The following is a 13,261-nucleotide window of genomic DNA, read 5'->3' as shown; positions in this document are numbered from 1 at the left end:
GGATTGCGTCGCAGGCCGTCTGCCTACGCCGTGTGTAACACAGGGCTCGATCAAATAGGACAGGCCGCTTCAGACAATACAAAAGAATGGATTAGCGTCTTTTTAACCGGAAATGACGCGACCAGGACACGACACCGGCAGAGAGGTGTTGCCGGTTGCGGGACGGTGGGCGGGGCGCCTTTGCCGCAGGCAAACAGCGTCCGCCCCCCGGACCTTAAACCGCGATATTGTCGATCAGGCGGACATCATCCAGCCATGCGGCCGCAAACAGCCGGCATTCGCCCTCAAGCCGCTCCCGCGCCACCAGATCCTCGACGCCGCGAAGGTCCAGATATTCCACACGCTCGAATCCCGACGCCAGCAGGGTTTGCTCGGCCTTCGCCCGCAGCTCCGCCATCGCAGATCCCGCCTGCAGGCCCTTTACCATTGTCTGCATCTGGTCCAGCAAGACAGGGGCCACGGCGCGGCCGGTGTTGCTCAGGCGCCGGTTGCGCGACGACATCGCCAAACCATCAGACTCGCGCACCGTCGGGCAGCCCACCACCTCGACCGGCAGATCAAGATCCGTCACCAGACGGCGCACCACCTGAAGCTGCTGGAAATCTTTCTCCCCGAAATAGGCGCGGTCCGCAGCCGTTTGGGTCAACAGCTTCGTGACAATGGTGGCCACCCCGTCAAAATGACCGGGCCGATGCGCGCCACACAGCACGTCCGTCAGCCCTGTCACAGACACGGTGGTAGCAAACCCTGCGGGATACATCTGGTCGACGTCCGGCGCATAAAGCACATCCACACCCAACGGGGCGAGCAGCGCACAATCGCTGTCTTCGGTACGGGGATAATTTTCCAGATCAGAGGCACTGTTGAACTGCTTGGGGTTCACGAACAGGGTCGTGATCACGCGATCACATTCCGCCTTTGCCCGCTCGACCAAGGCCAGATGCCCCGCATGCAGCGCCCCCATTGTGGGCACCACACCAACCCGCTCACCCGCCGCGCGCCAACCGGCCACGACAGCCCGCAGATCGGCGCGCGTGCGCAGGATCCGCGGCGTCACCACCGCCAGATCCGCCATTGCCTGTGCCGTCACGCCGATTTCCCCACGTCCGAAAACACATGCTCGGCGGCCGGAAACTGCCGTGCGCGCACCTCTGCGGCATAGGCCGCAATGGCCGCTTCGCCATCCTCGCCCAATGTGCCGTAGCGCTTGACGAACTTCGGCTTGAAGGCCGTGAACAGCCCCAGCATGTCATCCACCACAAGGATCTGCCCGTCACAGCCCGCCGAGGCACCGATCCCGATGGTCGGAATGCTGACCTGAGCGGTCACCGCATCGGCCAGACCCTGCGGGATCTTTTCAAGAACCACAGCGAAGGCCCCCGCCCCCTCGACCGCGCGGGCATCTGCCAACAGCTTGCCCGAAGCCGCACCGCGCCCTTGCACCTTGTAGCCGCCCAGCGTGTGGATCGACTGCGGCGTCAGGCCGATATGCGCCATCACGGGAATGCCACGGGCCGTCAAAAAGGCGATTGTCTCCGCCATCTCGACACCGCCTTCCAGTTTCACCGCAGGGGCGCCGGTTTCGCGCATCAGTCGCGCGGCGTTGCGGAAGGCCTGCTCCTTGGATTCCTCGTAAGAGCCGAACGGCATGTCCACGACCATCATCGCGCGCGTCAGCCCGCGCTGCACCGCTTGGGCGTGCATAATCATCATTTCCATCGTCACGCCAAGCGTCGATTCAAGGCCATGCAGCACCATACCGACGGAATCCCCGACCAGCACAAAGTCCACATGCTCATCCATCATCTGCGCCATCGGCGTGGTGTAGGCCGTCAGACTGACCAACGGCGTCCCGCCCTTGGCGTTGCGGATGTCTTCGGGCGTTTTGGCCCGGATCTGTCCAGTGGTGCTCATGTCAGGCTCCTCCTCCAAAACAGCGGGCATCATCGGGTCAGGATATGTCTGAAACCCTAACGTTTCCGCCATAAAGTTGCGCAGGTGTATCATGCGCCGCGCTGCAGCGCCACATAGCATTTGGGTATGACGGGTAAAAGCTTTTAGGGGAAAAACCCTGCGTCTGCCCCATTTGCCCAAGGCCAGCGCGACAGCAACGCCCCAAACATCAGATCGTTTCCGCAGGGCCGCCGCGCTTGCACCCCTGCGGCAAACACAGCACTGTCGGTATCGTGCCCCATGCCTTGCCACGCCGGATAAAAGGACGCCTGCCGTGACATCTGCCCGCCTGACCCTCGCGCTGTGCGCGCTTTGCGCAACGCCCGCCCTTGCCCAGCAGACCGATCTGACGATCGCGCTGCAATTGGAACCGCCCCATCTGGACCCGACCTCTGCGGCAGCGGGGGCCATTGACAGCGTGCTGTATTCGAACGTCTTTGAAGGGCTGACCAAATTTGACGAAAGCGGCGCGATCCAGCCCGGTCTGGCCCGCAGCTGGGAGATCTCAGACGACGGGCTGACCTATGTGTTCGAGCTGACCGAGGCCGTCTTTCACGACGGCAGCGGTTTCGACGCGGAGGATGTGAAATTCAGCCTCGACCGCGCCCGTGCCGAGGACAGCACAAATGCGCAAAAACAACTGTTCGCCGGCATCAAGGCGGTCACGGTTCTGGACCCGCGCAGGGTGCAGATCGACCTGTCCGCTCCGGATGGGAACTTGCTGTTCAACCTCGCTTGGGGGGATGCGGTCATTGTCGCCTCCGAAAGCATCGAAGATATCAAGAGCACCCCCGTAGGCACCGGCCCCTTCCGCTTTGTCGACTGGCGGCAGGGCGACAGCATCACGCTTGCGGCTTTTGACAGCTATTGGGGCGACGCCCCCGCGCTGACGGAGGCCACGTTCAAATTCATCTCGGACCCCACTGCCGCCTTTGCCGCCGTCATGGCGCAGGACGTAGACGCCTTCGCAGGCTTCCCCGCGCCAGAGAACCTGATCCAGTTCGAGGCCGACCCACGGTTTCAGGTCCTGACGGGTTCCACCGAAGGCGAGACCATTCTGGCAATGAACAATGGCCAGCCGCCCTTTGATGACATCCGTGTGCGGCAGGCGGTGGCCCATGCCATCGACCGGCAAGCGATCATCGACGGCGCAATGTACGGGCTGGGCACGCCCATCGGCACGCATTTCGCACCGCACAATCCCGACTACATCGACCTGACCGGCCTGTCGGCCTACGATCCCGATCGCGCCCGCGCCCTGCTGGCCGAGGCGGGTCTGGCGGGTGGCTTTACCACCAGCCTCAAGCTGCCGCCGCCCTCCTATGCCCGACGTGGTGGCGAGATCATCGCCGCCCAATTGCGCGCGGTCGGCATCACCGCAGAGATCACCAATCTGGAATGGGCGCAGTGGCTCGAAGAGGTGTTTCGCGGCAAGGATTTCGGGCTAAGCATCGTCAGCCACACAGAACCGATGGATATCGGCATCTACGCGCGGCCCGACTATTACTTTCAGTATGACAACCCCGCCTTCGCCGAGGTGTTGGACACGCTTAGCTCCACCGCCGATGCCACGGATCGCAGCGCGCTGCTGCATCAGGCCCAAGAGATCATCGCAAGCGATTACGTGAACGCCTACCTGTTCCAGCTCGCCTACCCCACCGTGGCGGACGCCCGGCTGGAGGGGCTGTGGCGTAATGCGCCGACGCAGGCCACCGATCTGACCGGCGTGCGCTGGCGCGAGTGACCCGTCACGCGGATCACGGACAGCTTGTGCTGTCCCGTGGTCTGCCGCACAAGTGGCACGAAACGGGGGTTTTCATGCACGCACGCCAGCACCACAGGGACCATTTTACGGCCTGCGCCCTGCCTTCGGCCAAACGGCTTGCATGATGGCATATCTGGTTAAACGACTGCTCTCTTTGGCTCTCAGCCTGTTGGCAGCCAGCATGGTGATCTTTGCCGTGGTGGAAATCGCGCCCGGCGATCCGGCAGCCTTTATGTTGGGGATCAACGCCCAGCCCGACACGCTGGCCGCGCTGCGGGCGGAGCTCGATCTCGATATGGCGGCCCCGGCGCGCTACTGGCACTGGATCACCGGCATGATGACCGGCGATTTCGGCACCTCCTACACCTATCGCACGCCGGTGGCCGATCTGGTGGCGGACCGGCTTGCGGTGTCTTTGCCGCTTGCGGTGATTGCCCTGATGCTGGCGGTGGGGGTGGCCATTCCCGCCGGTCTGTTCGCCGCCGCCCGCCGTGGTCGGGCCGGAGATCTGGGCGTTATGGCGGCTGCGCAATTGGGCGTGGCCATCCCGAACTTCTGGTTTGCCATGCTGCTTGTGCTGGTCTTTGCCATCACATGGCGGCTGTTTCCCTCGGGCGGGTTTCCCGGCTGGGACGACCCCCTGGCCGCGCTGCGCGCCCTGACGCTGCCTGCGGTGGCGCTGGCCTTGCCGCAGGCAGCTATTCTTGCACGTGTGCTGCGGTCCTCCCTGATTGACTCCGCGCAGGAGGATTACATTCGCACCGCCCGCGCCAAGGGGCTGTCCCCCGGTCAAGCGCTGCGCCGCCACGGGTTGCGCAATGCGCTGATCCCCGTCCTGACCCTGATGGGGCTGCAATTCTCCTTCCTGCTGGCGGGGGCCATTATCATCGAACAGGTGTTCTACCTGCCCGGACTGGGGCGCCTGATCTTTCAGGCGATTTCGCAGCGGGATCTGATCACTGTTGAATCCGTCACCATGCTGCTGGTCTTTGCGGTGATCATGGTCAATTTCGCGACCGACATCGCCTATGCCATCGTCGATCCGCGCCTGCGCCGCAGGAGAGCCGCATGACCCGCGCCTTCTGGATCGGGGCCGCGCTGACCCTTTGCGCCATCGGTGCCGCCCTGCTGTCGCTGGTCTGGACCCCCTATGATGTGACCGCGATGAACATCCCTGCCAAGCTTCAGGGGCCGTCGCTGACACATCCCTTGGGGACCGATCATTTCGGGCGGGACATCCTGTCTATGCTGATGGCGGGGGCGCGCACCTCTATCGCTGTGGCGGTGGTCGCTGTGGGCATTGGCGCAGGCGTCGGTGTGCCGTTGGGGCTGGCCGCTGCCGCCCAGCGCGGCGGCCTGTTGGACGAAGCGATCTCGCGCCTGTCGGATCTGGTGTTCGCCTTCCCCAGTCTGGTCATCGCCATCCTGATCACCGCGAGTTTTGGGCCATCCGCGCTGAACGCGATCCTCGCCATCGGCATATTCAACATTCCGGTTTTCGCGCGGCTCAGCCGGGGCGCGGCCCTGCCCCTGTGGCAGCGTGATTTCATCCTTGCGGCACGCAGCTTTGACAAATCCCGCGCCCGTATCAGCGCCGAACATATCCTGCCCAACATCGCCAATCTGTTGACTGTGCAGTGCACGATCCAGTTCTCGCTGGGCATTCTGGCCGAGGCAGGGCTGAGCTATGTCGGCCTTGGCGCGCAGCCCCCGACCCCCAGTTGGGGCCGAATGCTGGCGGATGCGCAAACGCTGGTCACCATCGCGCCGCATGTGGCCATCCTGCCCGGTTTGGCGATCGTGCTGACCGTGCTGGGGCTGAATCTGCTGGGCGACGGTCTGCGCGACCGGCTGGATCCCAAGCTGAAGGTCATGCGCCTATGACCGGGCCGCTTTTGTCCATCTCGTCGCTGGATGTCACCCTGTCGGGTCGGCGTTTGCTCCATGACGTGTCGCTGACGCTGGATGCGGGCGAGACGCTGGCGCTGACGGGCGAGTCCGGTTCTGGCAAATCGCTGACCGCGCTGGCGGTGATGGGGCTTTTGCCCGCGCGCATGCGAACGGGTGGGACCATCACCTTGGGCGGCACCGAACTGACAGATTTGGCCCCGCGCGCCCGCGACCTGCTGCGCGGGTCGCAAATCGGAATGGTGTTTCAGGAGCCGATGACGGCGCTGAACCCGCTACACACCATCGGCCAGCAAATTGCCGAAGTCTTTACCATTCACGGCCGACCGGTTCCCGACATTGGCGGGCTGCTGCACCGGGTGGGGCTAGACGTGCCGCCGGGGCGCTACCCGCATGAGCTGTCGGGCGGGCAACGCCAGCGCGTCGTCATCGCCATGGCCATTGCCTTGCGCCCGCGCCTGATTATTGCAGACGAGCCGACAACCGCGCTGGATGTGACGACCCAAGCGCAAATTCTGGATCTGCTCAAATCGCTGACTCAAGAGGATGGTAGCACGCTCATGCTCATCAGTCACGATCTGGCGGTGGTCTCTGGCATGGCGGACCGAATCGCTGTGATGCAGAACGGCCAGATTGTCGAAACCGCTGCCACCGAACAGCTTTTACGCCATCCGCAGCACCCCTATACCCGCAGCCTGCTGGCGGCCTCGTCACATCGCAGCCCGCTGCCCCCCGCTCCGCCTGCCAGACCACTGCTGCAGGCCCACGATATCACCGTGCGCTATCCACAGCCGCGGCGCGGGTTGCGCCGCACGCCCGATGCAACCACCCTCGATCATGTCAGCCTGATCCTGCGCAGCGGGGAACGGGTCGGGCTGGTGGGGGAAAGCGGCTGCGGCAAATCCACATTGGCGCGCGCGCTTCTGGGGCTGCAACCTTTGGCCGGGGGTCAGGTCACATTGGCCGATCACCCGATTGCGGACCGGCAGGCCAAGGCGCGCATTCAGGTCGTGTTCCAAGATCCCTACGGCAGCTTCAATCCCCGTCACAAAGTTGGCCGCCTTCTGGCAGAGCCGTTCCACCTGCGCCGCCCCCATCCCGATCGGGCACAAGTGGATGCAGCGATTGCGCAGGCGTTGACGGATGTCGGCCTGTCCCCCGACGACACCGAAAAGCACATCCACGCCTTTTCCGGTGGCCAACGTCAAAGGCTGGCAATCGCCCGCGCCCTGGTCATCGAACCTGATGTGATCGTTCTGGACGAGGCCGTTTCCGCGCTGGACGTGCGGGTGCGCGCGCAGGTTCTGGACCTGTTGGCGGGGCTGTCCGCGCGACGCGGTCTGGCATGGCTGTTTATCAGCCATGATCTGGGTGTAGTGCAGTCGATCACCGACAGGGTTCTGGTGATGGATCAGGGGCGGATCGTCGAAGACGCGCCCACCGCACAGATCTTTGCCAGCCCAAAGCACCACGTCACCAAACGGCTGCTGGCCGCTATGCCGCAACTGCCCGAGACGCATGGCCACACACACCCCTCCATCGACCAAAACCACCCAATACAGGAGCCCACCGATGATCCCCGGACCCCGTAACCTGATCACCGATGTCGCGGGGCTGCGCGTCGGGAATGCGCAGGACCTGACCCTGAATTCCGGCACAACCGTGCTGCTGGGCGATGCGCCGATGACCGCGTCCGTAGCGGTGCATGGCGGTGCGCCGGGCACACGGGAAACCGACCTGCTGGCCCCCGACAAATCCGCGCCGGGCGTGGATGCGCTGGTCCTGTCGGGCGGCAGCGCCTTTGGGCTGGCCGCAGCCCAAGGGGTGATGGACGCGCTGCATCGCATGGGGCGGGGGTTCGAGGTGTTTTCCGCACGGGTGCCGATTGTGCCCGCCGCGATCCTGTTTGATCTGCTGAACGGCGGGGACAAGGCTTGGGCCGAAAACCCTTATCCTGCCTTGGGCCGCGCGGCCTTGGATGCCGCTTGCACCGATTTCGCATTGGGCACGGTCGGTGCGGGCACGGGGGCCCAGACTGCCCAGCATAAGGGGGGGCTTGGCTCTGCGTCTTTGGTGATAGACGGGATCACGGTCGGTGCCTTGGTCGCGGTCAACCCGATGGGCAGTGTCACCACACCGTCGGGGCAGCACTTTTACGCGGCCCCCTTTGAAATCGGGTCCGAGTTCGGTGGTCTCGGCATCGCGCAGGAGCCCGCGCTGACCCTGCCGCCCAGCCGCAAGGCGCAGACCATGGCGCAGCAGGGCAACACGACCATCGCCATCATTGCCACCGATGCCGATCTGGACAAGGCGCAGTGCCACAGGCTGGCTGTTGCCGCGCATGACGGCATGGCGCGCGCCGTTCTGCCCGCGCACACGCCTATGGATGGTGATCTGGTGTTTGCCGCAGCCACTGGGGCCAAACAGGCGGACCCCATGACCCTGCCAATGCTGGGCCATGCCGCAAGCCTGTGCCTGTCACGCGCCATCGCCCGCGCCGTGTGGGAGGCCACCCCGGCCCCCAATGACACCCTGCCCACGCTGCGCCAAACGCTATCCGGCACGGGCCATGTCTGAACCAATCCCCCGCGTTGCGCGTTGACCTGCATCAGCCAGCCGGAGGTTTCCATGCGCGCCATTGTCTTGTCCCTGACCCTTGCCGCGCCCGTGGCGGCGCAAGACCTTCAATCCCCACAGGATTTCGCGAACATCGAGGACGAGACCGCGCGGTCTGAGGCGCTATTTGAGGAAATGGGAAAAGTCATCACACATCCGCGCTGTCTGAACTGCCATCCGGTGGGGGATCGGCCCACACAGGGCGATGACATGACCCCGCATATGCCCCCGATCACGCGCGGCCCCGACGACCATGGACCGGACGGGCTGAATTGCACCGCCTGTCATGGCGACGAGAATCAGGCCTTTAACAGCTCACCCGGGAGCATTCCGGGACACGATCCGTGGCATCTTGCGCCGGTGTCGATGGGCTGGCAGGGGCTGACCCTGTCCGAGATCTGTACCCAGCTCAAAGATCCCGAGCGCAATGGCGGCCGCGATCTGGAGGCGATCCATGAACACATGGCCGAGGACGGTCTGGTGGGATGGGGATGGCACCCCGGTGAGGGACGCGCCCCCGCCCCGGGAAGCCAGGAACTTTTCGGCCAGCTTACACGGGCATGGATCGACACAGGCGCGGCCTGCCCCGACTGACCCCGGTCAGCGCAGAATCGGCGGCTTGTCCGGGTCCGACCCCGGTGCCGGGCGCACGATTTCCGTGCGCGGCTGCTGAAGCTGCGGCAAGTCAAACCGCAGACCCGTGCGCACCAGCTCCGCCGCCAGCGGATCTGATTGCGTCAGGAAGGTCACATCCAGGGCCCCCGCCTCGAGCCCGGAGAACACCAGCGCCTCTTGGACCGCACCGGCCAAGGCCGGTTCCGCACCGCTGGGCGCGCCGATGATCCCGAGGATATGACCACGGGCGCCGCCCTCGTAAGTGGCGGCCGACAACCATGCCGTTTCCGCAAGACCCGCCGCAGTGGCCAGTTTGGCATCCAGCGCCACCAACAGGTTTTCCGGCAGACCTTTAGGCGGGTGCAGCCGTTCAATCCGCGCCTCATCCGATTGCGGCGCATGCCCCAGCGTTTCGGCCAGCCAGCCCATCGCCTCTGGCGGGAGGAGCGTTTCCCCAGCCGTGCCCGCATTCAGCGCAATGCCGATCCCCTGCCCTGCCAGCATGCCCGCCAAGGCGCGGCCCGACAGCGCCACATAGGGCACCGCCCGTGCGGCAAATTCCGAAAGACGGTGTTCGCGATCAAAGGCCAGCAGGAATTTCGCATCGGCGACGTCGAACACCTCGGGGTCGATGGTGTCACCCTCGGGTTCGCGTTCGAGCATCAGATACAGCTCGGCCGAGGCCAACCGGTCGTAGAAGCGCATCCGAAGCGTTTCATCCTCGGGGGCGGCATTCATCGCCGCAAGGGCGCTGTCCAAAGGGGTTGCGTCTGTCATGTCAGGGCCTCTTGGACGCGGTGTCGCAACACGGGCAGAAGCTCCGTCTCGAACCACGGGTTATGTTTCAGCCATGCCGTATTGCGCCACGACGGATGGGGCAAGGGGATCATGTCCGGCATATGGTCGCGCCACGCGGTCACGGTGTCGGTCACGCCGGTGCGGGTGCCTAAGTGCCATTTCTGCGCGTAGCCGCCGATGGGCAGGGTCAGCGTGACCTGCGGCAGCTGTGCCATAAGCTGCGCCCGCCATGTGCGCGCGCAGATTGCCGGGGGCGGCAGGTCGCTGCCTTTGCGGTAGCCGGGAAAGCAAAAGGCCATCGGGACGATGGCGATCTGAGTGTCGTCGTAGAACTGCTCGGGCGGCAGTCCCAGCCAGTCGCGCAGGCGGTCACCGGACGGGTCGGTGAAGGGCTTGCCCGACTGGTGGACGCGCGCACCGGGCGCTTGTCCTGCGATCAAGATGCGTGCTGAGGAGCGCGCACGAACGACGGGACGCGGCGCATGGCCGGTTTCGGTCTGGGCAAACCGTTGGGCGCACAGGCGGCAGGCGCGAATATCGGACAAGAGGCGATCCATCCCGGCAATTTGGTCAGTCCCGCCACGAAGGACAAGGGCTTGGCCGAACCGTCGCCAAAGGCGGGTCAAAGCCCCGCCCTACGCGGAGATCCAGTCATTTCGGCAGTTGTCGAAATAAAGATTGCGCGCGCCTTATCCTTTCGTTACTTCTAGGGATATGAAAATATCCGACCCCATCCCGCACCTTATCACCCCGGCCACTGCTGCCTCCAAATTCGCGGCACTCGGGTCAGAGCAACGTCTGTCCGTCATGCAGGCGCTGGTACGCGCCGGTCCGGACGGGCTGAGCATCGGGGCGCTTGGGGCGAGCTGTGGCATCACCGGATCGACCCTGACGCACCACCTAAAGATCCTGTCCGCCGCCGGATTGGTGACCCAGACCCGTCAAGGGCGGTCCATTATCTGCGCAGGCGCAGACTACCCCGAAATCCGCGCGCTGTCCGATTACCTGTTGCAAAACTGCTGTGCCGACAGCCCCTGCCCCGAGGATCACAATCATGGCTGATACCACATCGCCTGCCCCGCGCCTGCCGCAGCTGCGCAAAATCCCGAAGGCCTGGCTTGCCAGTGCTTTGATCCTGTTGGCCGTTGCGATACTGGACACGCCACGCTTTTGGCCAACGCTCGGCTTTACCGTCGAGGCGCTGCTGGGCACATTGCCCTTCATCCTGTTTGCAGTGCTGGCCGTCGCCTACCTGAAGGCCACTGGCGCAGAAACGCTGCTGGCCAAGGCGTTCGAGGGCAATGAGACCCGCATGATCGTCTTTGCGGCGCTGCTGGGCGGGTTGTCCCCCTTCTGTTCGTGTGAGGTGATCCCGTTTATTGCGGCGCTTCTGGCGGTGGGTGCGCCCCTGTCTGCGGTGATGGCCTTCTGGCTGGCCTCTCCGCTGATGGATCCGGCGATGTTTACCATCACAGCCGGCGTTCTGGGGATGGAATTCGCCACGGCCAAGGCCCTGTCGGCCATCGGGATCGGTCTTTTGGGCGGGGTGGGCGTAATGCTGTTGAAATCCTCGTCGGTGTTTGCCGATCCTTTGCGGGAAAAGCCGCAGGTCGGCGGCTGCTGCGGGGTCAAAAAACCGTTTCAGGGGCGTCCCGTCTGGGCCTTCTGGCAGGACGCCGAGCGCCGCGACACCTTTCGCCGCACGGGGTTGGAGAACTTTGCCTTTCTGATGAAATGGCTCACGCTGGCCTATGTGATCGAGGCGGCGATGATCCACTACATCCCCGCCGAAACGGTGGCCCGCGTTCTGGGCGGCTCTGGTATGATGACGATCATCCTTGGCGCTTTGGTGGGGATGCCGGCCTATCTCAATGGCTATGCCGCCGTGCCGCTGGTGGGCGAGCTGATGAACATGGGCATGTCCCCCGGAGCCGCGATGAGCTTTATGATTGCCGGAGGCGTCTCCTGTGTGCCTGCGGCCGTGGCGGTCTGGGCACTGGTCAAACCGCGAATCTTTGCCGCCTATCTTGGGATCGCTTTGACCGGTGCTGTGCTGGCCGGTCTGGCTTGGGGGGCGCTCGCCTAAGCGCAAAGCCCTTTCGCGTCTACGCACAGGGCCGCTCCCCTCGTTGTTCTTTGGTTTACAAATCGTTAAGTCCTCTGCTGAATGGCTGGGGACAACGAGGGGGCCACCGATGTATCGCGTTTGGAATTTTCTGGCGAGTTATTCGCTGCTTTTGATCATCGGCGCGGTCATCGCGCTGATCTGGGCCAATCTGGATGTGATCGCCCCCGTGGCGGGACAACCGCATTACTGGGCCGACAGCTACCACCACTTTGTCGAGTTCAAGATCTGGGACCACGCGCCCATTGGCCATTGGCATGACGGGTATCGCACCCTGACCCTGCACTATCTGGTGAACGACGTGCTGATGGCGCTGTTCTTTGCCATCGCGGCCAAAGAGGTGTGGGAGGCCGTGATCCTCAAAGACGGCTCTCTGCGCGGGAAAAAGGCGGCCACCCCGCTGTTTGCCACGGCGGGCGGCATGTTTGGCCCCATCGCCGTCTACCTTGGCCTTGCAGCGATCATGGGGTCAGAGACCTACAGCGCTGTCGCCAATGGCTGGGCCATTCCGACCGCCACGGACATTGCGTTCAGCTATCTGGTGGGGCGGATCGTTTTTGGCGCGGGGCACCCCGCCGTGCGCTTTCTTCTGTTGCTGGCGATTGCCGACGACGCAGCCGGTCTGATTATTCTGGCAATCTTCTACCCGTCGAGCGAGCTGGCCCCGGAATGGCTGCTGCTGTCGCTGGCGGCCGCAGTCCTGGTGTTCTTTGCGTTCAATTCGCTGCCGCGTAAGCTGGACGTGGGCAAACAGGACCGGCCCAATTCCACGTGGGTCCGCGAAAAGCTGTCCTTCTGGCCCTATGCCGTGGCGGGCTGCGTGTCGTGGTACGGCTTTATGATGGCTGGTCTGCACCCTGCGCTGGGCCTGCTGCCCGTGGTGCCCGCCATCCCGCATGCGGACCGCGCCTTTGGCATCTTCTCCGCCGCAGAGGAACATTTGCACGATCTGCTCAACGCGATGGAGCATGCGCTGAAATATCCCGTCGAGGTGATCTTGTTCTTCTTCGGCCTGCTGAACGCGGGCGTGGCCTTTGCGTCGATGGGACCTGCCACGTGGCTGGTTCTGGCCGGGCTGCTTATCGGCAAACCGGTAGGCATTTTGCTGTTTGGCTGGCTGGCCGCAGTTCCGTTGCGTCTGGGCATTCCAGATGGCATGCGGATCATCGATCTGGTGGTGATCGGCTTTGTTGCGGCGATCGGGTTTACCGTGTCCCTGTTCGTGGCCTCTGTCGCCTTTGACGCAGGGCCGGTGCAGGACGCGGCCAAAATGGGCGCGCTGTTCAGCTTTATTGCAGCGGTGGTTTCCATCATCGCGGGCAAGGTCACACGGGTTCAAAAGCAAGAGCTGTAAACCGGCCTACCCGGATCAGCCAGACGGCGCCCACGGGCGCCGTTTTGCGTTTGCCGCTCCTATGCCGAAATGTGGCAAAGACTTGCCGTAGCGTTTCCACACGCATTTGCGAAGGGCCCGCGCGTTG

The 13,261-nt window shown here is 64.0% G+C and carries 13 protein-coding genes; 9 read left to right on the top strand and 4 right to left on the bottom strand.

Going from position 1 to position 13,261, the window contains the following annotated elements; translation table 11 throughout:
• Positions 1-214 precede the first annotated feature (214 nt).
• Both panC and panB read right to left on the bottom strand, forming a co-directional pair.
• On the bottom strand, positions 215-1,075 hold the full coding sequence (panC, locus tag ACN5AZ_RS13190; RefSeq protein ID WP_419429472.1) for a pantoate--beta-alanine ligase: 861 nt from the start codon (positions 1,073-1,075) through the stop codon (positions 215-217).
• 11 nt (positions 1,076-1,086) lie between these two features.
• Positions 1,087-1,914, bottom strand: coding sequence for a 3-methyl-2-oxobutanoate hydroxymethyltransferase (gene panB / locus ACN5AZ_RS13185; RefSeq protein WP_419429348.1), 828 nt, complete (start codon positions 1,912-1,914; stop codon positions 1,087-1,089).
• Between the two features lie 328 nt (positions 1,915-2,242).
• Between panB and ACN5AZ_RS13180 the strand changes: the two genes are divergently transcribed.
• From ACN5AZ_RS13180 to ACN5AZ_RS13155, 6 genes are all read left to right on the top strand, one after another.
• The gene (locus ACN5AZ_RS13180; protein WP_419429471.1) at positions 2,243-3,697 is read left to right on the top strand and encodes an ABC transporter substrate-binding protein; all 1,455 of its coding nucleotides are present in this window, start codon (positions 2,243-2,245) and stop codon (positions 3,695-3,697) included.
• A gap of 142 nt (positions 3,698-3,839) precedes the next feature.
• Positions 3,840-4,790 (top strand): ABC transporter permease, encoded by a 951-nt coding sequence (locus ACN5AZ_RS13175; RefSeq protein ID WP_419429347.1) that lies wholly within the window; start codon positions 3,840-3,842, stop codon positions 4,788-4,790.
• Entirely contained in the window at positions 4,787-5,602 is an 816-nt protein-coding gene (locus tag ACN5AZ_RS13170; protein ID WP_419429346.1) for an ABC transporter permease, read from the top strand. The genes ACN5AZ_RS13175 and ACN5AZ_RS13170 overlap by 4 nt, the downstream gene beginning before the upstream one ends.
• Positions 5,599-7,218, top strand: a complete 1,620-nt coding sequence (locus ACN5AZ_RS13165) for a dipeptide ABC transporter ATP-binding protein (RefSeq protein ID WP_419429345.1) — start codon at positions 5,599-5,601, stop codon at positions 7,216-7,218. The genes ACN5AZ_RS13170 and ACN5AZ_RS13165 overlap by 4 nt, the downstream gene beginning before the upstream one ends.
• Positions 7,199-8,203 (top strand): P1 family peptidase, encoded by a 1,005-nt coding sequence (locus tag ACN5AZ_RS13160; RefSeq protein ID WP_419429344.1) that lies wholly within the window; start codon positions 7,199-7,201, stop codon positions 8,201-8,203. Before ACN5AZ_RS13165 ends, ACN5AZ_RS13160 begins: the two co-directional genes overlap by 20 nt.
• A 51-nt stretch (positions 8,204-8,254) precedes the next feature.
• Positions 8,255-8,836: an Isoquinoline 1-oxidoreductase subunit gene (locus tag ACN5AZ_RS13155; RefSeq protein ID WP_419429343.1), complete on the top strand. Its 582-nt coding sequence runs from the start codon at positions 8,255-8,257 to the stop codon at positions 8,834-8,836.
• Between the two features lie 6 nt (positions 8,837-8,842).
• Here the strand turns inward: ACN5AZ_RS13155 and ACN5AZ_RS13150 are convergent, their stop codons facing one another.
• Together ACN5AZ_RS13150 and ACN5AZ_RS13145 are read right to left on the bottom strand one after the other, a co-directional pair.
• Entirely contained in the window at positions 8,843-9,634 is a 792-nt protein-coding gene (locus ACN5AZ_RS13150; protein WP_419429342.1) for an SseB family protein, read from the bottom strand.
• Complete coding sequence (locus tag ACN5AZ_RS13145; RefSeq protein WP_419429341.1) at positions 9,631-10,212, bottom strand: uracil-DNA glycosylase family protein; 582 nt, start codon at positions 10,210-10,212, stop codon at positions 9,631-9,633. The genes ACN5AZ_RS13150 and ACN5AZ_RS13145 overlap by 4 nt, the downstream gene beginning before the upstream one ends.
• Positions 10,213-10,369: 157 nt before the next feature.
• On the opposite strand from ACN5AZ_RS13145, the gene ACN5AZ_RS13140 reads away from it, so the two are divergent.
• The 3 genes from ACN5AZ_RS13140 to ACN5AZ_RS13130 all read left to right on the top strand — a co-directional run bounded on the left by ACN5AZ_RS13140 (position 10,370) and on the right by ACN5AZ_RS13130 (position 13,134).
• Positions 10,370-10,717 carry an ArsR/SmtB family transcription factor gene (locus ACN5AZ_RS13140; protein WP_419429340.1) on the top strand — a complete coding sequence of 116 codons (348 nt, stop codon included), beginning with the start codon at positions 10,370-10,372 and terminating at the stop codon, positions 10,715-10,717.
• The gene (locus ACN5AZ_RS13135) at positions 10,710-11,741 is read left to right on the top strand and encodes a permease (protein WP_419429339.1); all 1,032 of its coding nucleotides are present in this window, start codon (positions 10,710-10,712) and stop codon (positions 11,739-11,741) included. The genes ACN5AZ_RS13140 and ACN5AZ_RS13135 overlap by 8 nt, the downstream gene beginning before the upstream one ends.
• Before the next feature lie 109 nt (positions 11,742-11,850).
• Complete coding sequence (locus ACN5AZ_RS13130) at positions 11,851-13,134, top strand: Na+/H+ antiporter NhaA (protein ID WP_419429338.1); 1,284 nt, start codon at positions 11,851-11,853, stop codon at positions 13,132-13,134.
• Positions 13,135-13,261 lie beyond the last annotated feature (127 nt).

Source organism: Sagittula sp. SSi028 (assembly GCF_048553715.1).
Lineage (GTDB): Bacteria > Pseudomonadota > Alphaproteobacteria > Rhodobacterales > Rhodobacteraceae > Sagittula.
The sequence above is the reverse complement of the archived record's forward strand: the minus strand, read 5'-3'. Positions and strand labels throughout refer to the sequence as shown.

What these genes read in the sequence shown, in the direction of transcription:
- panC (WP_419429472.1), bottom strand. Translation starts at nt 1,075, where the DNA reads ATGGCGGATCTGGCGGTGGTGACGCCGCGGATCCTGCGCACGCGCGCC.
- panB (WP_419429348.1), bottom strand. Translation starts at nt 1,914, where the DNA reads ATGAGCACCACTGGACAGATCCGGGCCAAAACGCCCGAAGACATCCGC.
- ACN5AZ_RS13175 (WP_419429347.1), top strand. Translation starts at nt 3,840, where the DNA reads ATGATGGCATATCTGGTTAAACGACTGCTCTCTTTGGCTCTCAGCCTG.
- ACN5AZ_RS13170 (WP_419429346.1), top strand. Translation starts at nt 4,787, where the DNA reads ATGACCCGCGCCTTCTGGATCGGGGCCGCGCTGACCCTTTGCGCCATC.
- ACN5AZ_RS13165 (WP_419429345.1), top strand. Translation starts at nt 5,599, where the DNA reads ATGACCGGGCCGCTTTTGTCCATCTCGTCGCTGGATGTCACCCTGTCG.
- ACN5AZ_RS13160 (WP_419429344.1), top strand. Translation starts at nt 7,199, where the DNA reads ATGATCCCCGGACCCCGTAACCTGATCACCGATGTCGCGGGGCTGCGC.
- ACN5AZ_RS13155 (WP_419429343.1), top strand. Translation starts at nt 8,255, where the DNA reads ATGCGCGCCATTGTCTTGTCCCTGACCCTTGCCGCGCCCGTGGCGGCG.
- ACN5AZ_RS13150 (WP_419429342.1), bottom strand. Translation starts at nt 9,634, where the DNA reads ATGACAGACGCAACCCCTTTGGACAGCGCCCTTGCGGCGATGAATGCC.
- ACN5AZ_RS13145 (WP_419429341.1), bottom strand. Translation starts at nt 10,212, where the DNA reads ATGGATCGCCTCTTGTCCGATATTCGCGCCTGCCGCCTGTGCGCCCAA.
- ACN5AZ_RS13140 (WP_419429340.1), top strand. Translation starts at nt 10,370, where the DNA reads ATGAAAATATCCGACCCCATCCCGCACCTTATCACCCCGGCCACTGCT.
- ACN5AZ_RS13135 (WP_419429339.1), top strand. Translation starts at nt 10,710, where the DNA reads ATGGCTGATACCACATCGCCTGCCCCGCGCCTGCCGCAGCTGCGCAAA.
- ACN5AZ_RS13130 (WP_419429338.1), top strand. Translation starts at nt 11,851, where the DNA reads ATGTATCGCGTTTGGAATTTTCTGGCGAGTTATTCGCTGCTTTTGATC.